The sequence below is a fragment of the Pseudomonas sp. PA1(2017) genome (genome assembly GCF_001945375.1).
GTDB lineage: Bacteria > Pseudomonadota > Gammaproteobacteria > Pseudomonadales > Pseudomonadaceae > Aquipseudomonas.
Window position 1 is genome coordinate 1,301,930 of the sequence record NZ_MSXU01000009.1, and the last position, 26,367, is coordinate 1,328,296.

Sequence of the window (26,367 nt, forward strand, 5' to 3'; positions counted from 1 at the left end):
GTCATCGCCGCTCAGCCTGAGTGGTTGCGTCGGAAGGTTTCCTCGCCCATCGCAGCGATCTGCCCTTCGATCAGCGCATCGAAGGGTTTGAGCAGTTCACGGTAATCGGCCGGCGCCTCCAAGACGTTCAACACCTCGACTATCGCCTCCAGGGTCGACAGTGATCCCTCCATCGGCGCCTTGCGCAGCCGGTAGCGCGATGGCGGCGCATCGAGCAGGGTTACCCGTGGCAATGCCTGCAGCGCCGGATTCACATACAGAAGCTTGCGTGCCTTGCGCCAGGTGCCATCGGGCACCACCAAGCGCACGGGGCGTCGGTCCTCATCAGCGCCAAGCTCGTTGATCGGGCGCGCCTGCTCACCCGGAAACAGCAGGCAGGGACGATAACCCGGCTCTGCCAGCCAATCCGGCAACGCCTCGAATACTTCGCCCACCCACAACGTCGCGTTGCGCAGCCCCAACGCAGCGAGGTTCGCGGTATTGAGCGCATGATCGACTTCATCGGGATGCTGCAGCACCAGCACTTCGGTTCGGCTGGGCAAGTCGGGAATCAGGGCGCACAGGCAGTGGCTGGCTGGGCGCCTACAGCGGCTACAACGGGGGCGTGACATGGGCGGGTCTCCTCGGCCGCGCAGTGTGCCACAGCACGCGCCGCGCAGCCGAGGCAGAGAGGTCAGCGGTTGAAACGCTCGGCCAGGCTATGCAGGTAGTCGGCCATGCTTTCCAGCTCCTTGCCAATCGCCGCCCCCTGATGGGCCTGTTCCGCGCCCTGCTCGGAAAGCTGGGCGATGCGAGTGATCTGCCGGCTGATGTCGTCCGCTACCTGGCCCTGCTCCTCGGAGGCTGCCGCGATCTGCTGGCTCATGCCGCTAATGCGGCTCACCGACTCGCTGATGCCATCCAGGGCGATACGCACCGCTTCCACGCTCTGTACGCTTTCCCGGGAGATCTCTTCACCCCGCCCGGCAGTGGCGACGGCACGCTCGGCACCAGCCCGCAGCGATGCGATGATCTGGTGGATCTGCTGGGTCGACTCACGGGTACGCGAGGCGAGCGAACGCACCTCATCGGCTACCACGGCAAAACCACGTCCCTGCTCGCCTGCACGCGCCGCCTCGATGGCTGCGTTGAGCGCCAGCAGGTTGGTCTGCTCGGCAATCGAGGTGATCACGTCGGCCACGCTGCCGATCGACTGCGTCGAATTGGCCAGATCGTTTACCGCCTGGCCGATATCCACCACGGCCTTGGCCATGTGCTGCATGGATTCCAGGCTGCCACCCGCCAGTTGCCGCCCTTCCCTGGCCAGGCGATCCGCCTCCTCGGCGGCGTGGCTGGTGCTCTGTACGTTCTGGGTGACTTCCTGGATGGTGGCGGCCATCTGGTTGATGGCAGTCGCCGACTGATCGGTTTCGCTACGCTGCTGGTCGAGCATCTCCGCCCCGGAACGCGAGAAGCCGGCGGCCTGGGCAGCCTGCCGCTTGACGTTGACGCCAGCATCCTCGAGGCGCGTCAGGGCGGTCTGCAGGCGGGCCTCTTCGCTGATCATGGCCATGTCGAGCAGGGCCTGGGCGCCGCGGTTGTCGCTGTAGGTGAGCGCCACCAGGCTGCTGGTGAAGGCCTTGGGGTGCTCACCGAGGGTCCGGCGGATCAGCGCACGCTTGCTGTATAGCTGATAGGAGCCCAGCGCGGCCATTACCGCGGCCACCAACAACGCCAGCCATACCCCGGAAAGCATGGTCTGAGCGGCCAGAATCACCAGCGCGGCGATGATCAGCGGCCAGGAGCGAATCAGGTCGTAGGTCAGGTGTTCGATTTTCGGCACCGGCGGCTTACCAGCCCGCAACCGCGCATACAGCGCTTCAGCGCGACGTTTCTGCTCTTCGCTGGGCAGCGAACGAACCGACTCGTAACCGGCAACCTGGCCGTTCTGGTAGATCGGCGTGACATAGGCGCTGACCCAATAGAAGTCGCCGTTCTTCGAGCGATTCTTGACGATGCCCATCCAGGGCTTGCCCTGCTTGATGGTGTCCCACATATGACCGAACACCGCTGGCGGCATGTCGGGATGGCGTACCAGGTTGTGCGGCTGGCCGATCAACTCTTCGCGGGTGAACCCGCTGATGGCCACGAAAGCATCGTTGCAGTAGGTGATCTCGCTGTTCAGATCGGTGGTGGAAATCAACCGCTCATTGCCGGGAAAAGTCCTTTCCCGTTGAGTCACCGGCAGATTCTGACGCATGGTTGCAATCCTTTGATACGTGAAAGGTACGTCCTTGCCACTCCACTATGTCTAGCACAGCAACACTACTGTGCCAGCACGGGTAGGCGGTTGATAGGCAACGCTCGAACGCTTGAGGAAAGACATGGAAAAGTCGCCCACCGGCTCCCTGCGATATCCGCCTCTGTCCACGAACGGGACTTTTACCTTTGTCGGCAAGACGTACGACGACTTGAGGCGGCCTGAACCAATTTCTCTCTCACTTGGCCTGTGCGATCAAGTAATGCCTCCTGTGCGCACCTCTCAAAAAAAGTGATCTAGAGAAATTCGCCACACGCGCAAAAACAGGCCAGTGCATAAGCAAAGGCCTGTTCAACAGGTTATTCGCTAAAAAAAGAGAAGCGCCAAACACCTTGAGTGTGTAGCGATCTATGACGAGCGCCGTAACTGACGCTCGTCGAGGGAATTCGCGGAGGAATCAGCGGCGACGACGGCGCTCTTCGGCCAACCGGCGTTGCTCTTCACTACGGATAGGGATGGGCTGCATGCGCGGGGCGAACAGGGCGTTGAGCTGGGCAGTGATCTTTTCGAACCAGGCTTTCATAAGGATTTCCTCGAACTACGCGCGGCTATGGTGACCGCTTGATTTCAGAGTAGCTGAAACCTGAGCGGGAGTGGAGAGCCGCGCAGCTTCAAAGCATTGCAAGTCGCTACCGACCGTCGCTTAGTTCATGTATGGAGGCCGCTTACCCAACAGCGCTTTCGTATGGGGGCTCTCCCGCCGTCCGTGCTCAGAACTGATATTCGATGCCAGCACCTGCGTACCATGAGCGTCCTGGCGCTGCCTCGTAAAATCGACCATTACCATCCCCGACGATTACCGAGCCTACGTATTGCTTGTCGGCGAGGTTGTCCAGGCGCAGGGTCTGGTGAGTTTTCCAGGGGCCGAAGTTCTGCTCGAAGCGGGTTCGCCAGTTGAATACCGCATAGCTCGGCGCCGCTCTTTCGGTATTGGTGTCTTCCACATACACCTTGCTGCGATAAAGCCCCTCGAGCGCGGTGCTGATGCCGTCGACCGGCTTCCACGCCAGCTCGCCGAACAGCGTGGTGCGCGGCACGCCGGGCAGGTTGTTACCTTTGTCGATCACATCACCGCCGGCGGCGAAGCGCGAATCGTAGGTTGCCGCCAGGTAGGTATAGGCCAATGCTGCCGACCACTGCTCATTGAGCTGGCTCTCGACGCCCAGCTCGAAACCGCGACGCAGGGTTTTGCCGGCGTTCTGGTAGCTGGTGCGGCCAAACTGGTTCGCCAGCACGACGATCTCGTCGTCGGTGTTGATCTGGAAGATCGCGGCGTTGATGCGGGTATCTCCGGCGATACGGGCTTTCAAGCCGATTTCGTACTGCGTGCTTTCCGACGGTTCCAGGCCATAGTTAAAGCCGGCATTACCCTGAGAGTAAGCCAGCTCGGCCTGGCTGGGCGTCTCGAACCCCTTGCCGACACTGACGTAACCGTTCAGATCAGGTGTGAAGGCGTAACCGAGACTGACTGAGGGCGTAGCCTTTTCGTAGCGTTTGGTGCCGCTGTCGTCGCCATTGGCACCGACGATGTACTTGTCATCGACATCCACCTCAACGGTGCTGTAGCGCAAGCCACCCTGCAGGGTCCAGTTGCCGATGGTCCAGGTGGCCTGGGCGTAGGGATCGAGGCTGGTGACGGTATCCACTTCGTCGCGGCGCAAGTTGCCTTTAACGCCGATCTGAGTACCCGAGAAATTCTCGTAACCGCGTCGATCGTCGCGGCTCTGATCGTAGTCCAGCCCGAACACCAGGCGCAGGTCTCCGCTTACCCCTTCGACCGGTTGCAACCAACGAATGCTGCCGCCATGAAATTCACGGTCGAAATCGACGACGCCGCCACTGTGGTTCGGGTTGGCCTGCGCCCCTTGGGGAATGGATAGATATTGAATGACGCTGCGCTTGCCGGCGTAGACCGTGGTCTGCAGCGTCGCGCTACCGAAATAGCGCTCATAGTTGGCGCCCAACTGCTGATGATCGATGCTCTTGCGGGTATTGAAATTCAGCGCGTTGACGGCCACCGAACGCGGATCCGCCTTGTAAGCCTCCCATGCCTGCCCGAGCGGATCCTGCGTACCATTCTGCTCCAGGCTGCTGTAGATCAGCGCCAGCTTGCTGTCTTCATCGGGCTTGAAATTGAGCTTGGCGAACGTCTGGTCGCGGCGCGCCGAGCTGTGGTCGCGGTAGCCATCGGTGTCCATGCGCGAAGCGTCGAGCACGAAGCCGACGCCGTCCGCCTCGCCCTCGGCGGTCAGGTGATTGCGGGTCAGGCCATCGCTGCCGACCAGGGTTTCGGCGCCGATACGGGGGCGACCGACACCGTCCCTGGAGAACACCTGGATCACCCCACCGGCGTTACTGCCGTACAACGTGGAAGCCGGCCCGCGCAGCACTTCGATGCGATCAGCGGTGTCGAGGTTGAAGGTCGCCGCCTGGCCCTGGCCGTCCGGGGTGCTGGCGGGAATGCCGTCGGTGATCAGCTTCAGCCCACGCACGCCAAAGGCCGAGCGCGCCCCGAAACCACGAGAAGATATCTGTAGATCCTGGGCATAGTTCTGGCGATTCTGCACCACCAGCCCGGGCACTCGCGTCAGCACCTCGGAAGCGTTGATGCCCAACTGACCGTCGCTGATCTGTTCGCGGTCGATGCTGTCCACCGAGAACGGCAGGTCGAAACTCTGTGCCGCACTGCGCGAGCCACTGATCACGCTGGGTTCCAGCACCAGGCTGCCAGCAGCCTCCTGCGCTTGCGATGTGCCGGCGGCTGCGCAGCTGCACAGCACGATGGCCCGGCTCAGGCGGGAAAGTTCGAAGGCGCGCGATGGGGGGCTACAGCTCATTGGAAAAATCCTTTCATGGTTCGACTCGGTACCCCGTGGCGCAACCACCCGGATCGGATGGCCCAGGCCTGGCGGGAGACCTGACCGCTCGGCAGCTCAGCCACGCGGTCGCACAGCCCGCCATTGTGACCGGTGCAGGCCTGAGGTGCGACCCGCAGGCCAACACCGTCGTTCAAACAATAGTGCCGGATGACTGCCGGACGCCTTGAGCGCATGACCATGGGCACGCCGCTTATTGCAACGGTAAGCCTATACCGGCAAACGGTGAGCTTGCCTTGCGTGCATCATCCAGCAACACTGCCGCCCTTCATTCTTCGATGGGAGCCTGCCTTGCGCCCTGCCGACATGCTGCGCCTCCTGCTGCTCGCCGCGATCTGGGGCGCCAGCTTCCTGTTCATGCGGATCGTAGCGCCGGTCATCGGCAGCATGCCAACGGCGTTCTTTCGCGCCTCGATCGCCATGCTGGGCCTGCTGGCGATCCTGTTGCTGATGCGGGTCAAGTGGGATTTCCAAGGCAAGCTGGGCCTGTGCCTGATACTCGGAATAATCAATGCCGGCATTCCATCGGCCATGTACAGCATGGCCGCGCTGGTGCTGCCGGCGGGTTACTCGGCGATCATCAATGCCACCACGCCGATGATGGGCGTGCTGATCGGCGCCCTGTTCTTCGCCGAAGCGATGACGATGAGCCGCGCAGCGGGTGTCGCCCTGGGCCTGTTCGGTGTCGCCGTGCTGACCCGCAGCGGGCCGGCAGAGCTGGACATGGGTTTGGTGCTCGGGGCCCTCGTTTGCCTGTTGGCGACCGCCTGCTACGGCGTGGCAGGTTTTCTGACGCGGCGCTGGATAGCGGGACGCCTGGACAATCGCCTAACCGCGTTCGGCAGTTTGCTGGGCGCCAGCCTGTTTCTGCTGCCGCTGTTCGCCGGCTCGCTGGCGCTGCAGGCTCCGCACAGCTGGGGTGGCTGGCTGGAATGGGCATCGCTGTTGGGCCTGGGACTGGGCTGCACGGCCTTCGCCTATGTGCTGTATTTCCGCCTGCTCAACGACATCGGGCCGATCAAGGCGTCGACCACCACTTTTCTGATCCCGATCTTCGGCGTGCTCTGGGGTGCGCTGCTGCTTGGCGAGCCGCTGTCCTGGGCGCACCTGTACGGAGGCGTGCTGATCGCTATCGCGTTGTGGCTGGTGGTTCGACCTACGAAGAGCCTAGCGGCTTAACTAAAGCGGCCCCGCTGCGGTGGGCGCTAGCTTGAACGATTAGTGGGTCTGAACGTGATGTCGAGCGCTAGCGTTGGTGGGCTGAAGCCCATGGCTTGAGGTCGACTGCATATTTTGTGGACGCGGGCGGGGACGCCTGGTCCATGCCCGCGAATCGGGCGCATGACGCCCTCCCACATCGGACAGAACTGGCGCGACCTTTCATCAGCCCGTGGCCGGGCGGTAATTGCGGCGTTGGTCCATTACTCATTCGGCTTGATCGACTCGTCCCTAGCGGGCGCTGGAGACGAGCGGATCAGCAGTGCAGCCAATCGCTTACTGCTGCAGTTCCTGCTCGGTGAACAGGTCGCTGAACAGCATGCTGGTCAGGTAGCGCTCGCCGGAGTCCGGCAGGATCACCACGAGGGTCTTGCCGTGCATCTCCGGCTGTTCGGCCAGGCGTACCGCTGCGGCCATCGCCGCGCCGCAGGAAATCCCGCAGAGAATGCCCTCTTCACGCATCAGGCGCAGGGCCATGGTCTTGGCGTCTTCGTCGGTGACCTGCTCGACGCGGTCGACCAGCGACAGGTCGAGGTTCTTCGGCACGAAGCCGGCGCCGATGCCCTGGATCTTGTGGGGGCTGGGCTTGACTTCATCACCGGCGATGGTCTGGCTGATCACCGGCGAGGAAACCGGCTCGACCGCCACGGACAGGATCGCCTTGCCCTGGGTCTGCTTGATGTAGCGGGAAATACCGGTGATGGTGCCGCCGGTGCCGACGCCGGACACCAGCACATCGATGGCGCCCTCGGTGTCGTTCCAGATTTCCGGGCCGGTGGTCTTCTCATGGATAGCCGGGTTCGCCGGGTTCTCGAACTGCTGGGGCATGTAGTACTGCTCGGGGTTGGACGCGGCGATTTCGGCGGCCTTCTCGATCGCGCCCTTCATGCCCTTGGCCGGCTCGGTCAGGACCAGCTCGGCGCCAAGTGCCTTCAATACCTTGCGACGCTCCAGGCTCATGGAGGCCGGCATGGTCAGCATCAGTTTGTAGCCCCGGGCCGCGGCGACGAACGCCAGGCCGATGCCGGTATTGCCGGATGTCGGCTCGACCAGAGTCATGCCCGGCTTGAGCACACCGCGGGACTCGGCGTCCCAGACCATGTTGGCGCCGATCCGGCACTTCACCGAATAGGCCGGGTTGCGGCCTTCGATCTTGGCCAGGATGGTCACGCCCTTGGGGCCGAGGCGGTTGATCATCACCAGGGGAGTGTTGCCGATAGCCTGTGCGTTGTCTGCGTATATGCGGCTCATGGTGTATCGGTTCCTTGTCATGACTGAGCCCGTCAGCCTATGCCTCAAGCCCAGGCGCGTCCAGCGTCTGGAAATTCGAACTCCGGCGGATCGGCAGCAGTCCACTCCACACACCGCGTAACAGGACGCCCACGATGAAACGTCGCTACAGCCTGCCCCTGTGGATCTGCCTCGGCCTGCTCGCCCTGATACTGGTCGTGCACATCGCCCTGCCCTACATGGTGCGCAATTACCTGAACGACAGGCTGGCCGAGATGGGCGACTACCGCGGGCATATCGACGATATCGACGTGGCGCTGTGGCGCGGCGGCTACCGCATCAATGGCCTGCGTATCGTCAAGGTCACCCAGGATCTGCCGGTGCCGTTCGTCGACGCCCCGCAGATCGATATCTCGGTAAGCTGGAACGAGCTGCTGGAGAAACAGGCCGTGGTCGCCCGAGTGGTATTCGAGCGACCAGAAGTGAACTTCGTCGACGGCAAGAGCCGCGAAGACTCGCAGACCGGTGAAGGCACCGACTGGCGCGAGCAGCTGAACAAGCTACTGCCCATCACCCTCAACGAGGTGCGCATCAACGATGGCACCCTGGGCTTCTACAACTTCAATGCCTCGCCGCCGGTGAAGCTCAAGGCCAACGATATCCAGGCCAGCCTCTACAACCTGACCAACGTGGCCGACGAACAGGGCGATCGAGTGGCGCGCTTCGAGGGCAAGGCCAAGCTGATGGATCAGGCGCCGCTGGAAGCCAGTGCCGTGTTCGACCCCTTCCACAACTTCCAGGATTTCGAGTTCCGCGTACGGGCCACCAATATCGAATTGCCGCGCCTGAATGACCTGGCCAACGCCTACGGCAAGTTCGACTTCAAATCGGGCACCGGCGATATCGTCGTCGAGGCCTTCGCCGAAGACTCCCAGCTCAGCGGCTATATCAAACCACTGCTGCGCAACGTCGAAGTGTTCGACTGGCAGCAGGATGTCGAGAACGCCGACAAGGGCTTCTTTCGCTCGATCTGGGAGGCCGTTGTGGCCGGTAGCGAGAAGGTACTGAAGAATCGCCCGCGCGATCAGATCGCCACCCGCGTAGAACTGCGCGGCAGCACCAAACAGCAAGACGTCAGCGCCTTTCAGGCGTTCATCGGCATCCTGCGCAACGGTTTCGTGCAGGCCTTCAACAGTGGTTTCGAACGCGACGCTGCTGAAGAACCCTGAGCGCGTCCATTCAATGACTGAATACCCCAGGCGCGTTCACACTCATGCGCCGGGCGCGCTATAGTCGCCCCTTTCGCATCCGCCTGCCGCGTGAGGATTCCCGATGAAGTTCGAAGGCACCGAGCACTATGTCGCCACCGATGACCTCAAGCTCGCGGTCAATGCCGCCATCACCTTGCAGCGCCCGCTGCTGGTCAAGGGCGAACCGGGCACCGGCAAGACCCTGCTCGCCGAGCAACTGGCCGAATCCTTCGGCACGCGGCTGATCACCTGGCACATCAAGTCGACCACCAAGGCGCACCAGGGCCTCTACGAGTACGATGCGGTAAGCCGCCTGCGCGACTCGCAATTGAGCGCCGACAAGGTTCACGACGTTCGCAACTACATCAAGAAGGGCAAGCTCTGGGAGGCCTTCGAAGCCGAGGAGCGCGTGGTCCTGCTGATCGACGAGATCGACAAGGCCGACATCGAGTTTCCCAACGACCTGTTGCAGGAACTCGACAAGATGGAGTTCTACGTTTACGAGACCGACGAGACGATCAAGGCCAAGCACCGGCCGATCATCATCATCACCTCGAACAACGAAAAGGAGCTGCCGGACGCCTTCCTGCGCCGCTGTTTCTTCCACTACATCGCCTTTCCGGATCGCCAGACCCTGCAAAAGATCGTCGACGTGCACTACCCCGGCATCAGCAACAGCCTGGTGGCCGAAGCGCTGGACGTGTTCTTCGACGTGCGCAAGGTGCCGGGCTTGAAGAAGAAGCCCTCGACCAGCGAGCTGGTCGACTGGCTCAAACTGCTGATGGCCGACAACATCGGCGAAGCGGTGCTGCGCGAGCGCGACCCGACCAAGGCCATTCCACCGCTGGCCGGCGCCTTGGTGAAGAACGAGCAGGATGTGCAGTTGCTCGAGCGCCTCGCCTTCATGGCCCGCCGCACTTCTCGGTAAAAAACCGGGCTGCTGCGCGTCGGCCATGCTGCGTTGGAATCAGGTTCGCAATGCTCATGTACAAAAGTACACTCCGCTTGCTCACCTGATTCCGCCTTGCCTGGCTCTAGCTCGCGAGCCCTTGCACCGAGTGATCCAATAGCCGTTACCGGCAAATGGCGCTGACGCAATGCATCAGGGCTGATTAACAAACGAGGGTGCAGCCATGCTGCTCAACCTGTTCAACGAAATGCGCGCGGCCAAGGTGCCGGTGTCCCTGCGCGAGTTGCTCGACCTGATCGATGCGCTCGAGCACAAGGTCGTGTTCGCCGACATGGACGAGTTCTATTACCTGGCGCGCGCCATTCTGGTGAAGGACGAGCGCCATTTCGACAAGTTCGACCGGGCCTTCGCCGCCTATTTCGACGGTTTGCAAAACCTCGACCAGCACCTCGAAGCGCTGATTCCCGAGGAGTGGCTGCGCAAGGAATTCGAGCGCTCGCTGAGCGACGAGGAACGCGCGCAGATCCAGTCGCTTGGCGGCCTCGACAAGCTGATCGAGGCCTTCAAGAAACGCCTGGAAGAACAGAAGGAACGCCACGCCGGCGGCAACAAGTGGATCGGCACCGGCGGCACCAGCCCCTTCGGCTCGGGCGGCTACAACCCGGAAGGCATCCGCGTGGGTGATGCCGGCGAGCGCCAGGGCAAGGCGGTCAAGGTGTGGGATCAGCGCGAGTACAGGAACCTCGACGACTCGGTGGAGATCGGCACGCACAACATCAAGGTCGCCCTGCGCCGCCTGCGCAAGTTCGCCCGGCAGGGCGCCCAGGACGAGCTGGATCTGGACGGCACCATCGACCATACCGCCCGCGACGGCGGCCTGCTGAACATCCAGATGCGCCCGGAGCGCCGCAACACGGTCAAGCTGCTCCTGCTGTTCGATATCGGCGGCTCCATGGACGCCCATGTGAAGGTCTGCGAGGAGCTGTTCTCGGCCTGCCGTACCGAGTTCAAGCACATGGAGTATTTCTACTTTCACAACTGCGTGTACGAATCGGTGTGGAAGAACAACCTGCGGCGCAATGCCGAACGCGTTTCCACTCATGACCTGCTGCACAAGTACGGCGCCGACTACAAGGTGGTGTTCATCGGCGATGCGGCCATGGCGCCCTACGAGATCACCCAGCCGGGCGGCAGTGTCGAGCACTGGAACGAGGAAGCGGGATACCTGTGGCTGCAGCGCTTCATGGAAACCTACAAGAAGCTCATCTGGATCAACCCCTACCCACGTGAAGCCTGGGACTACACCAGCTCGACGCGCATCATCCGCGATCTGATCAGCGACCAGATGTTCCCACTGACCCTGCAGGGCCTGGAAGACGGCATGCGCTTTCTGGCCAAGTAGCTACGCACCGGTAGCCTGGGTCGAGCGCAGCGACACCCGGGAGACGGGCAACCTGCTCTCAGCGCATGCGCGGTGTCTGCCGCTCGGGCAGGCTGCGGCGTTCGCGGCGCCGCAATGGCAAGGCCAGCAACAGCAGAATGCTTTCCACCACCCAGGCCAGGAACAGCGCGCAGGCGATACCCCAGGCGATGGCCTCTGGCGCCAGCAGCACCTGATAGCGATAAGCGGCGCGTGTTTCCGCCAGCAACTGTGCGTCGGCCGCGGTCGCCAGGTGCCAGACCTGTCGGTACCAGGCCCCCTGCATGGCCAACGATTCCTGCTCCAGCAGCGCCGAGCGCTCGACCAACAGAGCGACGCTGCGTGCATCGCTCTGCATCACCGGGTCGCTGCTGTTGCGGTAATGGCCGACCAGCCGCTGCAGATCGCCATCGAAGAAGCGCCGAGCAGTGTCGCGAAAGCCGCTCAGGCTCTGCTCGGACTCCAGGCGATGTGCCTCGACGCGTTTGGCGTAATCATCGATGAAGCCCGGCACCTGAACGCCGAGCAACAGGCCGAGGGCGAACAACGCCAGACGCAGATAGCTTCTTATCATCCTTCACTCGCGGCCCCGCCACGCGGGACGTCAGTCAGTTGCTCAGGCCCTGGGCGATGCATTCGCCGCCGCGCCACAGGCGCCATTCGCCCGGCTGGTACAGCGACCACTGCTCGTTGTCGGTCAGCGGCTCGGTGGCCAGCACCGAAACCACGTCGTCGGGCGTGGTTTCGGCATGAAAATCCACGCTCATGTCGGCGTCACGCAGGTGCGCAGGCCCGAAGGGTGCACGCCGGGTGATGTGCGCCAGCTTGGTGGAGCAGAAGCTGAACAACCAGTCGCCGTCGCTGAGCAGGCAGTTGAACACGCCATGCTGTCGATAGGCCGCGCAGGCCGCGACAAGTTCAGGCAACAGCACCTCGACCGGCACGGCTTCCGGGAAGGCGGTACGAATGCGGTTGAGCAAGTCGCAGAAGGCCGACTCGCTGTCGGTGTCGCCCACTGCACGGTAGAAGCTCAGGGCCGGGCGGAAGTCGGCCAACTGGCCGTTATGGGCGAAGCACCAGTTGCGTCCCCACAGCTCGCGTACGAAAGGATGGGTGTTAGCCAGACACACGCGGCCGACATTAGCCTGGCGGATATGGCCGATCACCACCTCGCTCTTGATCGGATAGCGCTGCACCAGTTGCGCCACCTCTGACTCGCTGCTCGCCCGTGGATCCTGGAACAGGCGCAGGCCACGCCCTTCATAGAAGCCGATACCCCAGCCATCGCGATGCGGCCCGGTACGCCCGCCCCGCTGCATCAGCCCGGTAAAGCTGAAGACGATATCGGTGGGGACGTTGGCGCTCATGCCGAGCAATTCACACATGGCCTGGTTCTCGATTGATCGGGCTTACAGACGCGGTTCGACGCGCGTGCCGCGATTGCTGCGGGGCGCCGAATAAGTCGGCTCCTGTTCCTGTTGCAGGCGTTCACGCAGGGTCAGGTCGCTGTCCTCGCTCTGCTGCTCTTCACGCGCCGCCTTGCGCGCCTTGGCGCGGCTCAGGAACGGCCAGCGAATGGCCACGAACACCAGATAGACGGCGAACGCGATCATCCCGTACATGGCCAGATCCGCCACCGCGCGCCAGGCATTACTGCCGACCTTGAACAGCAGGTCGAGAGCGACGATTGCCACGGCCGGGGCGAACAGCTCCTTGGCCGGGTCGACGATGGTCGGGCAGAACAGCAGGATCGCCACAAGCACCCGCAGCGGCTCACGCAGGTAGCGCCACATCCAGCGGGTAATCCTGAACCACACCAGCAGGCAGCCCAGCGCGGCTATCGCATAGGCGCCCCAGGCGAGGAAGTAGTCGTTCTCAATCATGCGGGCGGTGTTCCCTGGCTTGTCTGGGCTCGTGCGGACGAATGCGCATTTGCGCGCTTGCCGGACGACAAAGGCGCTTATGATAACGGCTTTTACCCGGTTAGGCGCCTTCGGGGCACTTCTAAACGAGCGCACACCAACGCTTTTCGAAGTCCACCCGCTGGCTGCCCCATGCTCTGGAGACGCCCATGACCACCGCCCCTATCGCCCGCAAGGCCGCTGGCGCCGACCCTTACCACTGGCTGGAAGCGCGTGACAGCGACGAGGTGCTCGAGCATCTGCGTGCCGAGAACGCCTACCTGGAAAGCCAGCTGGACGACCTGCCGCTGCGCGAGCAGCTGTTCCAGGAAATCAAGGCGCGCATCCGCGAGACCGACCTGTCGTTGCCCACGCCCTGGGGCGACTACCTCTACTACCAGCGCACCACCGCCGGCGACGAGTATCCCCGCCACTATCGCTGCCCTCGCCCGATCGATGGCAGCCTGAACCTAGACGAGAACGCCGAGCAATTGTTGCTGGATCCCAACGAGATTGCCGCCGGTGGCTTTCTGTCCCTTGGTGCTTTCAGCATCAGCCCCGATCAGCAGCGCCTGGCCTACAGCCTGGACACCAGCGGCGACGAGATCTATCGACTGTTCGTCAAGGAGCTCGCCAGCGGCGCTGTCACCGAGCTGCCATTCGAAAACTGCGACGGCAGCATGACCTGGGCCAACGATAGCCAGACCCTGTTCTACGGCGAGCTGGACGATACGCACCGCCCCGCCACCCTGCATCGCTTTCGCCTCGGCGATGGGCGTAGCACCCAGGTTTTTCATGAAGCCGACGAGCGCTTCTTCCTCAGTTGTTATCGCAGCAGTTCCGAACGCCAGTTGGTGCTGCTGCTGGGCAGCAAGACCACCACGGAATCCTGGATACTGGACGCAAATACCCCCGACCAGGCCTTTCAGTGCCTGGCCCCGCGCGAGGAAGGCCACGAGTACTACGCCGACCACGGCAAACTGGACGGCCAGTGGGCCTGGCTGATTCGCAGCAACCAGAGCGGCATCAACTTCGCGCTGTACAGCGCAACGCCCGAGCAGCCCACACGGCCCGATTGGCAGGAACTGGTGGCACACAACGAGCAGGTGATGCTCGAAGGCGTCAGCCTGGCAGAGTCGGCGCTGGTGCTCAGCCTACGCGAGGGCGGCTTGCCGGTGATCGACGTGCGTCCGCAAGGCATAGCCGGCTACCGCGTCAGCCTGCCGGATGCGGCTTACAGCCTGTACGTACAGGACAACCTGGAGTTCACCAGCCCGGTGATCCGCCTGCGCTACGAGGCGCTCAATCGCCCGGCGCAAGTCCGTGAGCTGAACCTGGCCAATGGCACCCAGCAGGTGCTAAAGGAAACCCCCGTGCTCGGCGACTTCGCTGCCGATGACTACCTCAGCCAACGCCTGTGGGCGACCGCGCCGGATGGCACCCAGGTGCCGATCAGCCTGGTGGCGCGCCGTGATGCCCTGGGCCAGGCGGCGCCGCTTTATCTGTATGGCTATGGCGCTTACGGCGAAAGCCTCGACCCCTGGTTTTCCCACGCACGGCTGAGCCTGCTCGATCGCGGTGTGGTGTTCGCCATCGCCCATGTACGCGGTGGCGGCGAGCTGGGCGAGGCCTGGTACCGCGCGGGCAAACTCGCCCATAAGCAGAACAGCTTCAGCGACTTCATCGCCTGCGCCGAACACCTGATCGCCCAGGGCTTCACCAGCCCGTCGCAACTGGCCATCAGCGGCGGCAGCGCCGGCGGCCTGCTGATCGGCGCGACACTCAACCAACGACCGGAACTGTTCGCCGCGGCCATCGCCGAGGTGCCGTTCGTCGACGTGCTCAACACCATGCTCAACCCGGAGCTGCCGCTGACGGTCACCGAATACGACGAATGGGGTGACCCCAACCAGCCGGAGGTGCACGCGCGGATCAAGGGCTATGCGCCTTACGAGAACGTGCAGGCGCAACGATATCCGGCGATCCTGGCGGTGGCCGGTTACAACGACAGTCGGGTGCAGTATTGGGAGGCCGCCAAATGGGTGGCGCGGCTGCGTGAACTGAAGACCGATGACAACCTGCTGCTGCTCAAGACCGACCTGGGCGCTGGCCATGGCGGCATGAGCGGTCGTTACCAGGCGATCCGCGATGTGGCGCTGGAATATGCCTTCGTGTTCAAGGTGCTCGGCCTGCGCGCGGCAGGCCGCTAACCGGCTGCCGGCGCAGGCAACGCAGGGGATCAGTCCGGAATCTGCTCGCCCGGCTGCTCGGGCGTCAGCTCCTGCTGATGCTCGGAGGCATCGTCGGCCTCTTTGGTGGATTCATCGTTGTCACGCCCGTCACGGATCACTGGCGGGGTGTCGGGGTCGACCTTGGACGGGTCCGGCACCTGCGGCGTCTGGGCGGCGCCGGTGGGCTCGGTCGGCGCCGACTGTTGCTGCTGGGCGTGGGCGGTACCGGCCAGCGACAGCAGGCTGATCAGCACGAGTGAGGGTGTGCGCATGCTCTGTACTCCAAGAGGCAATGGGACGTGCTGCGTTGGGCAGCGCATGCCGACGGAAAGTGCAGACTGATTCCGCGGCCCTGCCTATATACTGCCTGGGTCCACCAGCAAGGAACGATCATGAGCAGCCCTTCCACGCCTACCTCCAAACTCGACCGCATCCTTGCCGAGGCCCAACGCAGCCGTGAAGAAGGCTACCGGGACAAGGCCCTGCGCATGTATCCGCACGTCTGTGGTCGCTGCGCTCGCGAATTTTCCGGCAAGCGCCTGAGCGAACTGACCGTGCACCATCGCGACCACAACCACGACAACAATCCCCAGGACGGTTCCAACTGGGAACTGCTGTGTCTGTTCTGTCACGACAACGAACACGCGCGCTACACCGATCAGCAGTATTTCAGCGAAGGCTCCACGGCCAGCCAGACCGGCCCCAAGACCACCCACAAGGCGTTCGCCAACCTGGCCGAGCTGCTGCAGAAAAAGTCCTGAGCAGCGCACGAAGTCCACAGAACGTATAATGCCGGCCCTTTTCTCGAGGCCTGATCCGTGGGCAACAAACGATACAGCTGCATCGGTCTCTACAACCCCAAATCGCCGGAGAACGTCGGCGCCGTGATGCGCGCCGCCGGCTGCTATGGCGTGGCCTCGGTGTTCTACACCGGTAAACGCTACGAGCGCGCCCGCGACTTCGTCACCGACACCAAGCGCGTGCACCTGGATATTCCCCTGATCGGTATCGACGACCTGCAGAAGGTCATCCCCCTGGGCTGCACACCGGTCGCCGTGGAACTGGTCGATGGCGCACGGCCCCTGCCCAGCTATACCCACCCGGATCGCGCCTTTTACATCTTCGGCCCCGAAGACGGCTCACTCGACAAAAGCATCCGCGACTGGTGCGAGGAAGTGGTCTACATCCCCACCGAGGGCTGCATGAATCTGGCGGCCACGGTCAACGTCGTGCTCTATGACCGCCTCGCCAAAGGCAACAACACCCGCACCGGCGCCAAGTACTGAATCCCAGGCAAAATAAAGCCCGGACGATGCCGGGCTTCGTTTCGAGGCTGACAGATCAGGACATTTCGACCTTGCCACCGGTACGGCTGTAACCATCTTCGGCAACCAGTTTGCCGCCAACGCGCTCGTAACCACTCTCGGCGATCTTGCCACCGGTACGCTTGTAGCCATCTTCGGCCACCAGTTTGCCACCGACATGCTCGTAACCGCTCTCGGCGATCTTGCCGCCAGTGCGCTTGTAGCCGTCTTCGGCGACCAGCTTGCCACCGACACGCTCGTAACCGCTCTCGGCGATCTTGCCGCCAGTGCGCTTGTAGCCATCTTCGGCGACCAGCTTGCCGCCGACACGCTCGAAGCCACTCTCGGCGATCTTGTCACCGGTACGCTTGTAACCGTCTTCAGCCACTTTCTGGGTGCTGATCGAGTGCGAGGCAGTGGCTTCCACCGGGCCTTGCGGCAGAGCGAATGCGGCGCTGGCAAGGGTGGCGATGAACAGGCTGGCGATGAATTCAGTTTTCATGATGAGCTCCTTGGGAGGAAGTAAGTGGGTATGGAGCTCATGTTACTCAAGAAAATTTGATGAAAAACTCGATCCCGAGAATAGTAAAGATCGACTCCATTGATATCTCACCTAAAGCCAGCAACGACGGGCCCTGCAAACAAAAAGCCCGGTCCATTTCGATACCGAGCCGGGCGTTTTCACTTCGATAATAAATTATCTATAAAGTCGATAGATCAAGCCTTTCGCTCACTAAACGCGAGGCCGACGCCCATTGCCATGATCACGCTGCCCGACAGGCTCTGCTGCCAGCGCCGCCATTTCGGGTTGTGGCCAAGCCGACCACCGAAGTGCCCGCTCAGCACCGCTACCCCGGCGTTTATCAGGGTACCGCAGAGGCTGAAGACCAGCCCCAGCAGCAGCACTTCCCAGACGAAAGCCTCGGAAGCCGGGTGCGCGAACTGTGGGAGAAAGGCAATGAAGAACAACGCCACCTTGGGGTTGAACACATTGACCAGCACGCCTTGCACGAACACCTGGCGCAGCCCCGCCGGCGGCAGGTTCACGCGCTCCTGTGCCCGCCAGCCGGAACGGATCAGCTGCAGGCCGAGCCAGATCAGATAGACCACGCCGACCCACTTGACCACGCTGAACGCCACCGCCGACATCATCAGCAGGGCGGACAAGCCGAACGCCGCGGCCAGCACGTGAACCAGGCAACCCGCACCGATCCCAAGGCTGGATACCAGGCCCGCTGTGGTGCCCTGGGCACTGGAGCGCGACGCGATATAGATCATGTCAGGGCCTGGCGTCAGGTTGAGCGCCAGGGTGGCGGTGAGAAACAGGGCGAAGTGTTCGATACCAAACATGGAGGGTACTCGCGGAGAATTTCCGCGAGCTTAGGAGCGCGACGCCCCCTGCGCAAGCGCCGCGCAGGTGCTTGCGGGGTCAGCGCAGCAGGCGTGTATCGAGCACTTTGGAGCTGCGACCCATGACGTTCTCGGTGATCTCGATGAAATCCTTGGTGCTGGCCTTGTCCATGCGCATCAGGCCACGGGCCACGTCATCCAGAGAGCGTTGCTGGCCGTCCTTGGTGGCCTGGCGAATCTCGCGATCGAGTTCCTGCAGCAACAACACCGCACGGGCGGTGACCGGCCCAGTGGAGTTCTCGGTACGCAGCGACTTGACCGGCTTGCTCCACTTGATCAAATGCTCGCGAACCTTCTGGTAACGGTCTTCGCTCAGGCCACCAGCGCGACGCATCACCTCGATGGCGTAGTACTCGGCGATGCCTTCGCTGATCCAGTCGCTCTTGTCGGTGTCGCTGATGCGGCTGAACACATGCACCAGTTCGTGCACCAGGGAACTTGTACCGTTCTCGCTGACCAACGGGCGGTCGGCATGCATGAAATAGGAATTGGGCGCCGACAGGCCACCGCGCCACATCGGGTCACCGGCGCCAACCACCAGCAGCTTGGCGGGATCGCGCGGGAACACTGCCTGCATTTCCGGCCAGACGAAGGTCAGCAGAGTCAGCGCATCCATCCGGCGCATGCCCTCGCCCACCGGCGCAGCGATGGTCACCTGGGTTTCGCCGAGCTTGGCGCGGCGGGTGCCGATCTTGCCAGCCAGAATCCAGCCAGTGGGCCGGTCGAACTTGCGCTGCGGGTTGTCGATGCGAAACTTGTTCTTGCCGACCCGCGGCCAGCCGGTCTCGACGCTGCGCCAGCCCTTGGGCAAGTCGAACTCCAGGCGCGCGACCAGATCGATGCCGTCGACCTGATTGAGTACCGCGCTGGGAATCAAATCGTCACCGCGCAGCAGTGCCCAGTCCTCGGTCATGCGCGCATCGAAGCGGCCTTCCCCGCGCGGGTGATCGATACGCACCTTGTAGCTCAGGGTGCTCTTGCCCTTGCCGGGTACCCACAGGCCGCGGTTATCGCCTTCGGGTTTCCACTCGCCATCGGCCTTGAAGTCGCTGTAATAACCCTCGTCGCCGAGGTTGAAATTCAGCCCGCGCACACGCTCACCCTTTTCCAGGGTGATGCTCACTTCTGCCTCGTCGCTCTGCGGCAGGAATTTGACCTTGTAATCCAGATCGACCTTCTCGGCGGCCCACAAGGGTGTGCCGGTACTCAACAGAACAACGGACAGCAGCAGGCAGCGAATCGACATATGGAGGACTCCAGAACGGACAAGCGATACGTCACAAGACTATGCGTAACGGCGTCATCAAACACCAGCGCGCTTAAACGAGCCTTAACGGCTCATCACAGACACTCAGCCGGCGCGAAAGATCAGGTGATCTTCCCAATCATCCTCGGCCACGGCGTTTTCACTGAGCATGCGCCCGGCCTGGGAAATGCGCTCGCGGTGCACGGCGTCGGGGTCGCCGCATACCAGGTGATGCCAGGACGGCAGATCCTTGCCCTCGCTGACCAGCCTGTAGCCGCAGGTCGGCGGCAGCCACTGGAACTGATCGGCCTGGGCCGGAGTGAGCTGGATACAGTCGGGCACGAAGGCCTTGCGATTCGGGTAGTCGCTGCAGCGGCAGGTCTGCAGATCGAGCAGCTTACAGGCGATGCGCGTGTAATACACTGCGCCGTCGTCCTCATCCTCCAGCTTCTGCAGGCAGCACAGGCCGCAGCCGTCGCACAGCGACTCCCACTCCTGGTGGTCGAGCTGCTCGAGGGTCTTGTGTTGCCAGAAGGGATACGCAGGTGCGGCCATGGTCGAGCTTGCAGGGAGGATACGAAAAGGCCGGCAGTCTAGGTCTGCCGACCGCACAGTACAAGCCGCGCGCGATGGCGCGCTCAATAGCCGCGAGCGAAATCCACCAGACCGTGCAACTCGGCGCCGGCCTGATAACGCTGCAGATTGGCCAGGAACAGCTCGACCAGCAGGTGCGGCAAGGTCGGCGCTGCGCTGTGCCCGGTCAGCGTGAGGTTGCGCGCATTCCAGAACGAATGGCCGGCCGGCAACGGTTCTTCGCGGCAGACATCGATCACCGCCGCGGCCAGTTGGCCAGCAGCCAGCGCGGCGACCAGATCCTCATCGACCACTGACGTGCCACGCCCAGCGTTGATCAGCACCGCCGTGGGCTTGAAGCGAGCCAACAAGGCGGCGTCATAGATATCGCGGGTCGCGGGCGTATTGGGTAGCAGGTTGACGACGTAATCGGCCTGGGCCACCAGCCGCGGCAATTCCTCGAGCGCAGCCACTTCGCTGAACGGCACCAGGGTTCGCGGGCTGCTGGCCACGCCACTCAGCTCGACGTTGAACGGCTGCAGGAAGCGGGCGACCGCCGCGCCGATCTCACCGGTGCCGACGATCAGCACCCGGCGCCCCGCCAGGCTGCCCGGCAGACGGCCATCCCAGCATTGTTCGCGCTGCGCCTGCTGGCGAGCGACCAGCTCGCGCTCATGGGCGAGCATATGGCACAGCACGTACTCGGCCATGATCTGCCCGAACACGCCGACCGCTCGAGTCAGCCGATAATCGCGGGGCAGGTCGTCCGCCAGCAGCGGTGTAATGCCCGCCCAGGTCGACTGCAGCCAGGCCGGCTTGTGGCCGGCGCGCAGCACGCTGGCGAACAGGTCGGGCTCGCCCAGCCAGACCGGGCAACGGGCGGCCTGCTCGGCCAGCGCCGCGTCCTCGCCCACGACGAGTTCGAGCTGTGGCGCGGCCTGCTGCAGCAACCGCTGGTACTCGGCGTGATCCTGCTCGGCGATCAGTACGCGCATGGCATCGCTCTCCCGTCAGACCGGATCGTTACGGCGCAGCAATTCCTCGGGAAGATGCTGGATGTAATCCTCTTCCGGCGGCGGCATCTGCAGGTGATAGCCCTGATTGTCGAGGTTCTCCAGCACCTTGGTGATGTCCTCGCGCGCCAGGGCGCGCTCGGGCGTGAGCACCATGTCGAAAGCATGCACCGGGGCGCCGAAGGCATTGAGCAGAGGCTCGGGCACCCGGCTCAGCGCGTCGGCACGCAGCACGTAGAGGTACATCTCGTGCTTGCGCGGGCTGCGGTAGATCGAGCAGATACGTTTCAAGCAGCTTCTCCTTCATCGGCCAGGCAGTCGAGCAGCGCCTGGCCCATCAATTCACGACGCCAGCCGCGCAGGCTGTCGGGCAGGCGGTAGGGGCCGTTCGGGTAGCCGCTCTTGAGCAGCGCCTCGAGGGTCTTCTTGCGCAGCATCAGTTCGGGGACGATTTCCAGGCGCTCGCCTTCACGCTGGCCGATCGCGCGTAACTTCTTGAGCAGCCCCGAGGCTTCGATCGGCAACGGCTCGGGCATTGCCGGCGGCCACTCGGCAGGTGGCAATGCCGCTGCCTCGCGAATCAATTGCAGGATGGTCTCGCCATCCTGGCGCACGGTTTTCGGGTGCATGTCCTCGATGCGTGCCAGGCTGACCAGATCGTTCGGTTGATGGCGCGCCAGCGGCCATAGCGAATGCTCGCGCAGGATACGATTGCGCGGCTGATTGCGCGCCCGCGCCTGACGTTCACGCCAGGCACACAGCGAACGCAGTACGGCCAGTTGCGCGCGGGACAGCTTCCAGGCCAGCTTGGCTTCGCGGTAGGCGTCCTCGGGCGAGGTCTCGCGGCGCAAGCCGGCGGCCAGCTCAGCGCCGTCCTCGAGCACCCAGGCGTTCTTCTCGGCGGACAGCCTGGCCTGCAGGCGGCGATAGAGTTCGGCCAGGTGCACGACGTCTTCGGCGGCGTAGCTGACCTGGGTCTCGGACAACGGGCGCTGCAACCAGTCGGAGCGGGTCTCGCCCTTGGGCAGCTCGATCTCCAGCACCGCCTGCACCAGGCGCGAATAGCCCATGGAGAAGCCGAGGTTGAGGTAGCCGGCGGCCAGTTGCGAGTCGAAAAGCGGTGCCGGCAGGCTGCCGGTCAGGCGCAGGAATACCTCCAGATCCTCGCTGCAGGCGTGCACAACCTTGATCACCTGCGGGTCTTCGAGCAGCGCGGCGAACGGTGCCCAGTCGCCGATCAGCAAGGGGTCGATCAGGTAGGCACGCTCGCCCTCGCTGACCTGCAGCAGACCGGCGATCGGGTAGAAGGTATCGACACGCATGAACTCGGTGTCCAGCGCCACGAAGGGCTGTTTGCGCCAGACAGCGCACTGCGCTGCCAGGCTGGCGTCGTCTCGAATCCAGACAATTTCGATGGTCACGCGGCTCTCCCGTAAAGATTGCCGCGCAGTATATCCCGTGAGCCCCTGCCGTGCGCTCATGGCAACTCATTGCGCAACTGCGCGCGCAAGCCATCGGAAACGCGCAGCATGGGTTCGCGCAATTCATCGGCGATCATGCCCTGCAGCGCCAACGCGGCCTTGACCGGCGCGGGGTTGGGCTCGCTGAAGGCCAGGCGTATCCACGGCAACAGCTCACGAAACAGCGCACGCCCGGCAAGCAGGTCGCCCTTGCGCAGCAGGCTGACCACCCTGGCGAAGTCGGCGGTACGCAGGTGCGCGGCTGCGGAAATGGCGCCGCTGCCGCCCAGGCACAGGGTGGCGAAGATCTGCTCGTCTTCGCCGGTGAGCACGTCGAGCTGGCCATCGGCGATCAGTGCCTGGGTCTTGCGCACGTCACCGCCGCAATCCTTGATCGCGACGATGCGCGGGTGTCGGGCCAGTTGCCGCAGGGTCTGCAGTTCCAGGGTCACAGCGCTGCGATAGGGAATGTCATAGAGGATGATGGGCAGTCGCGAGGCCTCGGCGACAGCCAGGAAGAACGCCTGCAAGCCGTCTTGCGACGGTCTTATGTAGTACGGCGCCGGTACCAGAATGCCGGCCAGTGGGCGACGCTGAATTCGCTGCAGGCGGGCCAGCACCGCCGCCTGGTTGTTGCCGGCAAGGCCCATCACCACGCGGCTGGCCGGTACCACCTCGAGCACGGCATCCAGCACCGCCAACTGCTCCTGCTCATCCAGGGCCGCTGCCTCGCCGCTGGTGCCGCAGACCACCAGCCCGGCCGCACCACTTTCGATCAAATGCGCCGCCAGGGATCGCAATGAAGGCAGGTCCACCTGCCCGCCGCGAAACGGCGTTACCAACGCAACCCAGATACCGGAAAATGTAGACATGCTTGCAACTCCTCGGTGTAGACCGTCTGGTCACCGTCGATGGAGTGCGGGAAGGGAGTGTAGCGAAGGGATGCTTCGACTCAGCGCCTCTGTCCTGTCAGCCCATCTGACGGGACAGCGCGCCCCGGTCAAATGAGCGACTGTTTCTTCGACTTGCTAGCGCCCAGGCACACGCACTGAGCCATAGCGACGAGGCTATGGGTAGCAGGCGTGGGCAACGAGGTGGCGAACATGGGACGCTCGGCAAGGCGATTAGAACCCGATACTGCCGAACCCGACGCGGCGGTGTCAATCTCGATGCGAAGCAGCGTCGGGAGGGCTGGCAGTTCCAATTGGATATATGCAGACTGAGCTAAATCCTTAAACGATTTAAAAACAGCCTTTTACAGCGTAAATATCCCACTACACTTCAAGTTGAGCAGCTAAGCACCGCTCCTGGTGGGACTTATCGGTCATCGACCCTGAACAACGACGCCTCTGGCAGCCATCGCTCTGCTACCCGCGCCCTCCCCCACCGGTTATCTCTTTGTAGAGGCTCGTATGGGAATCGCCGCCAGTGACCTGAACCAACACGTCATCCGCCCAACCTTGCTGTATCTGAACAGTCAGTCCGTCGCTGCCGAAGCCCTTCTGCTGGGCATCGCCGCGTGTCAGTCGTCACTGGGCGCCGAACTGGACAACCACAACGGCTACGGCCTGTACCGAATCTCGGCGTTTCACCACCAACATCTTTGGGACAACCACCTGGCCAGCAGCCCTGACCTGGCCAGCCGGGTTCGCGGCCTGGCCAGCCAGCACGCATTTTTAGGCGCGCCGCATTTCGAGCTTACCGTCAACCTGCGCTACGCCACGGCCATCGCCTGGCTGCTTGTCGAACAGCGGTACAAGGAGCTGCCCGCCGCGGATGATCTCGGCGCCCAGGCGCTGATCTGGCAACAGGTCTTCGCACCTTGTCGTCAACCCGGCGAATTCGTCCGCGCCTGGCAACGCTGCGTCCTGGAACTGGCAGCCGTCGCCTGAAAAAACTGACTGCAGAGTCACAGGTGCCAAGTCACGAAAGGCTCTATATCCTGCGTTTCACGGACAGCATCAACCTCGAAGGATCGTGTTTACCCTGAACTTTCCGAATTGCCGCTTAGTCAGCAAGCGAGAGTTCCCCGACCCTGCCATGGAGCACCCCGTGAGTAAAACAATCCTAAGAACCGGTCTGGCAATCGCCATCGCATCCACCTCCACCTACGGCCTGGCCGCCGGCTTCGCGCTCAACGAGCAAAGCGTCGCCGGCATGGGCATGTCGTTCGCCGGTCGCTCCTCTTCAGCGGAGGACGCCAGTACGGTATTCGGTAACCCGGCTGGCATGGCGCGCATCCAGCGCGAACAGGTCAATTTCGGCGTCGCAGCCATTCATGCCAAGAGCCGTATCAGCAACACCAGCAGTACCACCGCACCGGCGGCGGGCGGCGGCGGCGCGAACGGCGGTAGTAACGATGGCGACATGGTCCCCACCACTGGCGTACCCATGGGCTACTACGTCAAACCACTGGATGAAAAGGTCGCATTCGGTATTGGCGTCTATGCCCCGTTCGGCTTGGCCACCGAATATGAAAACGGCTTCCAGGGCCGCTACTTTGCCGACAAGAGCTATGTGCGCGTCATCACCGTACAACCGACCCTGAGCTATCGCTTCAACGACAAGCTGTCGGTGGGGTTCGGTCCGACGTTCAACCACATCGAGGGTGAGCTGAGCTCCTCGCTGACCAATCCGTTCGGCCCGGCCGGTGCCAATGACGGCAAGGTCAAGATCAAGGGTGACGATACCGCGGTCGGCTTCAACGCCGGCGTGCTCTACGAATTTACCCCGCAAACCCGTGTTGGCGTGACCTATCGCTCGCGGGTCAAGTACGAACTGGAAGGCGACACCCGTGTATCCGGCCCCGGTGCCGCAATCGGCACCTCAGCTGGCAAATACGACGCTTCGCTCGATGTGACGACTCCAGAATCGGTGGACATGTCCTTCACCCATGAGCTGAATGACGCCTGGACGCTGTACGCAGGCAGCACGTGGACGCGCTGGAGCCGCTTCAAGGAATTGCGCATCGAGAACGAAGGCGTAGGCGGTGCATTCGCCGGCTCGCTCGGTACCATCGTCGAAGAACAGGAATGGCACGATACCTGGGCTCACGCCGTCGGTCTGTCCTACAAGGTCAACCCGCAGTGGGTGCTGCGCACCGGTATCGCCATCGACCAGACGCCGACCAACAACACTGACCGTTCGCCGCGTATCCCGTCCGGCGACCGGACGATCTTCAGCCTGGGCGCCGGCTGGAGCCCGACCGACGACATGACCATCGACCTGGCCTATTCCTACCTCAAGGAAGAAGAAGTCGAGGTCAACCGCGCGAGCCCGGCTCGCGGCAGCTACAACGCCACCTACAAGAACAGTGCCCATGGTCTGGGCGCTTCTCTGACCTACCGCTTCTGACGGATACCAGGCTCGGCCGCTGTAATGTGGTCGAGCCTTCTCCGCTCACAATAAAACCGCGGCCTTTGCCGCGATTTTTTATGCCTTAACAGGCCTCAAGGTGCCGAAGCGATCGCCTTCTCGATGGCCGCGATCAACTCCGGATCATCCGGTTTGGTCATGCTGGAAAACCGCGCGATCACCTGCCCCTGGCGATCGACCACGTACTTGAAGAAATTCCAGCGCGGCGCGGCCGTTTGCCGGGACAGCTCCTTGAACAGTGGAATGGCCTTGTCACCGGTGACGGGCTGAGTCTCGCTCATGGTGAAGGTCACACCGTAGTTCACGTAGCAGACCTTGGCCGTTTCCTCGGCATCGTCGGACTCCTGCCTGAACGAGTCGGACGGCACGCCAAGAATCTCCAGCCCCTGCTCGCGATAGCGCTTGTTGAGCGCCTCCAGCCCCTCGAACTGCGAGGTGAAGCCGCAGAAGCTCGCGGTATTGACCACCATCAGCGGTTTGCCGGCGAACTGCTCGCACAGGTCGATCTTGTCCTTGGAGCGCAGCTTTGGCAGCTCGCCCTGATCCGCCAGTAAAGCCGGGCATTCGGCAGCCTGGAGCTGGCCGCTCAACGCCAGCAAGGCCAGCGGTACGGCAAACAGTGACAATCGCATGGAAGGTTTCCTTGTCGGT

General features: G+C 63.0%; 26 protein-coding genes and 2 pseudogenes. 9 read left to right on the forward strand and 19 right to left on the reverse strand.

The window, feature by feature from the left end; translation table 11 throughout:
* Nucleotides 1–11: 11 nt before the first annotated feature.
* From BVH01_RS12890 to BVH01_RS12900, 5 genes and pseudogenes are all read right to left on the reverse strand, one after another.
* Nucleotides 12–611, reverse strand: coding sequence for a tRNA-uridine aminocarboxypropyltransferase (locus BVH01_RS12890; RefSeq protein ID WP_075930675.1), 600 nt, complete (start codon nt 609–611; stop codon nt 12–14).
* 62 nt (nt 612–673) lie between these two features.
* Nucleotides 674–1,648: pseudogene (locus BVH01_RS25220) on the reverse strand (methyl-accepting chemotaxis protein); the annotation flags it as partial.
* 309 nt (nt 1,649–1,957) lie between these two features.
* Nucleotides 1,958–2,239 (reverse strand): annotated as a pseudogene (locus BVH01_RS25225) (PAS domain-containing protein); the annotation flags it as partial.
* A gap of 457 nt (nt 2,240–2,696) precedes the next feature.
* Nucleotides 2,697–2,822 carry a PA1414 family protein gene (locus tag BVH01_RS24990; protein WP_256562757.1) on the reverse strand — a complete coding sequence of 42 codons (126 nt, stop codon included), beginning with the start codon at nt 2,820–2,822 and terminating at the stop codon, nt 2,697–2,699.
* Nucleotides 2,823–3,009: 187 nt separating this feature from the next.
* Nucleotides 3,010–5,136, reverse strand: a complete 2,127-nt coding sequence (locus BVH01_RS12900) for a TonB-dependent receptor (RefSeq protein WP_075930677.1) — start codon at nt 5,134–5,136, stop codon at nt 3,010–3,012.
* Between the two features lie 330 nt (nt 5,137–5,466).
* On the opposite strand from BVH01_RS12900, the gene BVH01_RS12905 reads away from it, so the two are divergent.
* Complete coding sequence (locus BVH01_RS12905; RefSeq protein ID WP_075930678.1) at nt 5,467–6,354, forward strand: DMT family transporter; 888 nt, start codon at nt 5,467–5,469, stop codon at nt 6,352–6,354.
* A gap of 315 nt (nt 6,355–6,669) precedes the next feature.
* Here the strand turns inward: BVH01_RS12905 and cysK are convergent, their stop codons facing one another.
* Nucleotides 6,670–7,644: a cysteine synthase A gene (cysK, locus tag BVH01_RS12910; protein WP_075930679.1), complete on the reverse strand. Its 975-nt coding sequence runs from the start codon at nt 7,642–7,644 to the stop codon at nt 6,670–6,672.
* Nucleotides 7,645–7,778: 134 nt separating this feature from the next.
* Between cysK and BVH01_RS12915 the strand changes: the two genes are divergently transcribed.
* The 3 genes from BVH01_RS12915 (at nt 7,779) to BVH01_RS12925 (ending at nt 11,185) form a co-directional block, all read left to right on the forward strand.
* A complete protein-coding gene (locus BVH01_RS12915; protein ID WP_075930680.1) occupies nt 7,779–8,852 on the forward strand; it encodes a DUF748 domain-containing protein in 1,074 nt (357 codons plus the stop codon).
* A 103-nt stretch (nt 8,853–8,955) separates the two neighbouring features.
* Nucleotides 8,956–9,801, forward strand: a complete 846-nt coding sequence (locus BVH01_RS12920) for a MoxR family ATPase (protein WP_075930681.1) — start codon at nt 8,956–8,958, stop codon at nt 9,799–9,801.
* Between the two features lie 205 nt (nt 9,802–10,006).
* A complete protein-coding gene (locus BVH01_RS12925) occupies nt 10,007–11,185 on the forward strand; it encodes a VWA domain-containing protein (protein ID WP_075930682.1) in 1,179 nt (392 codons plus the stop codon).
* A 58-nt stretch (nt 11,186–11,243) separates the two neighbouring features.
* On the opposite strand, the gene BVH01_RS12930 is transcribed toward BVH01_RS12925, so the two are convergent.
* Genes BVH01_RS12930 through BVH01_RS12940 form a run of 3 tightly spaced genes read right to left on the reverse strand, consistent with a single transcriptional unit; the run spans nt 11,244 to nt 13,086 of the window.
* A complete protein-coding gene (locus BVH01_RS12930; protein ID WP_075930683.1) occupies nt 11,244–11,777 on the reverse strand; it encodes a DUF2937 family protein in 534 nt (177 codons plus the stop codon).
* A 34-nt stretch (nt 11,778–11,811) separates the two neighbouring features.
* Complete coding sequence (locus tag BVH01_RS12935; RefSeq protein ID WP_075930684.1) at nt 11,812–12,588, reverse strand: class II glutamine amidotransferase; 777 nt, start codon at nt 12,586–12,588, stop codon at nt 11,812–11,814.
* 24 nt (nt 12,589–12,612) lie between these two features.
* Nucleotides 12,613–13,086, reverse strand: coding sequence for an MFS transporter (locus tag BVH01_RS12940; RefSeq protein WP_075930685.1), 474 nt, complete (start codon nt 13,084–13,086; stop codon nt 12,613–12,615).
* A 188-nt stretch (nt 13,087–13,274) separates the two neighbouring features.
* Here BVH01_RS12940 and BVH01_RS12945 point away from each other — a divergent pair, with 188 nt between their 5' ends.
* A complete protein-coding gene (locus BVH01_RS12945; RefSeq protein WP_075930686.1) occupies nt 13,275–15,314 on the forward strand; it encodes a S9 family peptidase in 2,040 nt (679 codons plus the stop codon).
* Between the two features lie 29 nt (nt 15,315–15,343).
* On the opposite strand, the gene BVH01_RS12950 is transcribed toward BVH01_RS12945, so the two are convergent.
* A complete protein-coding gene (locus BVH01_RS12950; RefSeq protein WP_075930687.1) occupies nt 15,344–15,607 on the reverse strand; it encodes a hypothetical protein in 264 nt (87 codons plus the stop codon).
* A 120-nt stretch (nt 15,608–15,727) separates the two neighbouring features.
* On the opposite strand from BVH01_RS12950, the gene BVH01_RS12955 reads away from it, so the two are divergent.
* Both BVH01_RS12955 and BVH01_RS12960 read left to right on the forward strand, forming a co-directional pair.
* On the forward strand, nt 15,728–16,096 hold the full coding sequence (locus BVH01_RS12955; RefSeq protein ID WP_075930688.1) for a YajD family HNH nuclease: 369 nt from the start codon (nt 15,728–15,730) through the stop codon (nt 16,094–16,096).
* 57 nt (nt 16,097–16,153) lie between these two features.
* Nucleotides 16,154–16,621: an RNA methyltransferase gene (locus BVH01_RS12960; RefSeq protein WP_075930689.1), complete on the forward strand. Its 468-nt coding sequence runs from the start codon at nt 16,154–16,156 to the stop codon at nt 16,619–16,621.
* Nucleotides 16,622–16,676: 55 nt separating this feature from the next.
* On the opposite strand, the gene BVH01_RS12965 is transcribed toward BVH01_RS12960, so the two are convergent.
* The 8 genes from BVH01_RS12965 to dapA all read right to left on the reverse strand — a co-directional run bounded on the left by BVH01_RS12965 (nt 16,677) and on the right by dapA (nt 23,213).
* A complete protein-coding gene (locus tag BVH01_RS12965; RefSeq protein WP_075930690.1) occupies nt 16,677–17,141 on the reverse strand; it encodes a hypothetical protein in 465 nt (154 codons plus the stop codon).
* Nucleotides 17,142–17,356: 215 nt separating this feature from the next.
* Entirely contained in the window at nt 17,357–17,989 is a 633-nt protein-coding gene (locus BVH01_RS12970) for a LysE family translocator (protein WP_075930691.1), read from the reverse strand.
* Nucleotides 17,990–18,068: 79 nt separating this feature from the next.
* Nucleotides 18,069–19,295: a hypothetical protein gene (locus BVH01_RS12975; RefSeq protein WP_075930692.1), complete on the reverse strand. Its 1,227-nt coding sequence runs from the start codon at nt 19,293–19,295 to the stop codon at nt 18,069–18,071.
* Between the two features lie 105 nt (nt 19,296–19,400).
* Nucleotides 19,401–19,850, reverse strand: a complete 450-nt coding sequence (locus tag BVH01_RS12980) for a YcgN family cysteine cluster protein (protein WP_075930693.1) — start codon at nt 19,848–19,850, stop codon at nt 19,401–19,403.
* A gap of 83 nt (nt 19,851–19,933) precedes the next feature.
* Nucleotides 19,934–20,863 carry a D-2-hydroxyacid dehydrogenase gene (locus BVH01_RS12985; RefSeq protein WP_075930694.1) on the reverse strand — a complete coding sequence of 310 codons (930 nt, stop codon included), beginning with the start codon at nt 20,861–20,863 and terminating at the stop codon, nt 19,934–19,936.
* Between the two features lie 15 nt (nt 20,864–20,878).
* Nucleotides 20,879–21,172: a YcgL domain-containing protein gene (locus BVH01_RS12990; RefSeq protein WP_075930695.1), complete on the reverse strand. Its 294-nt coding sequence runs from the start codon at nt 21,170–21,172 to the stop codon at nt 20,879–20,881.
* Nucleotides 21,169–22,302, reverse strand: a complete 1,134-nt coding sequence (gene rnd, locus BVH01_RS12995) for a ribonuclease D (protein ID WP_075930696.1) — start codon at nt 22,300–22,302, stop codon at nt 21,169–21,171. Before rnd ends, BVH01_RS12990 begins: the two co-directional genes overlap by 4 nt.
* A 56-nt stretch (nt 22,303–22,358) precedes the next feature.
* Nucleotides 22,359–23,213: a 4-hydroxy-tetrahydrodipicolinate synthase gene (dapA, locus tag BVH01_RS13000; protein ID WP_075930697.1), complete on the reverse strand. Its 855-nt coding sequence runs from the start codon at nt 23,211–23,213 to the stop codon at nt 22,359–22,361.
* Nucleotides 23,214–23,753: 540 nt separating this feature from the next.
* Between dapA and BVH01_RS13005 the strand changes: the two genes are divergently transcribed.
* Both BVH01_RS13005 and BVH01_RS13010 read left to right on the forward strand, forming a co-directional pair.
* Nucleotides 23,754–24,233: a hypothetical protein gene (locus BVH01_RS13005; RefSeq protein ID WP_075930698.1), complete on the forward strand. Its 480-nt coding sequence runs from the start codon at nt 23,754–23,756 to the stop codon at nt 24,231–24,233.
* A 160-nt stretch (nt 24,234–24,393) separates the two neighbouring features.
* Nucleotides 24,394–25,695 carry an OmpP1/FadL family transporter gene (locus BVH01_RS13010; RefSeq protein WP_083659467.1) on the forward strand — a complete coding sequence of 434 codons (1,302 nt, stop codon included), beginning with the start codon at nt 24,394–24,396 and terminating at the stop codon, nt 25,693–25,695.
* A 95-nt stretch (nt 25,696–25,790) separates the two neighbouring features.
* On the opposite strand, the gene BVH01_RS13015 is transcribed toward BVH01_RS13010, so the two are convergent.
* Complete coding sequence (locus BVH01_RS13015) at nt 25,791–26,348, reverse strand: glutathione peroxidase (protein ID WP_075930700.1); 558 nt, start codon at nt 26,346–26,348, stop codon at nt 25,791–25,793.
* Nucleotides 26,349–26,367 lie beyond the last annotated feature (19 nt).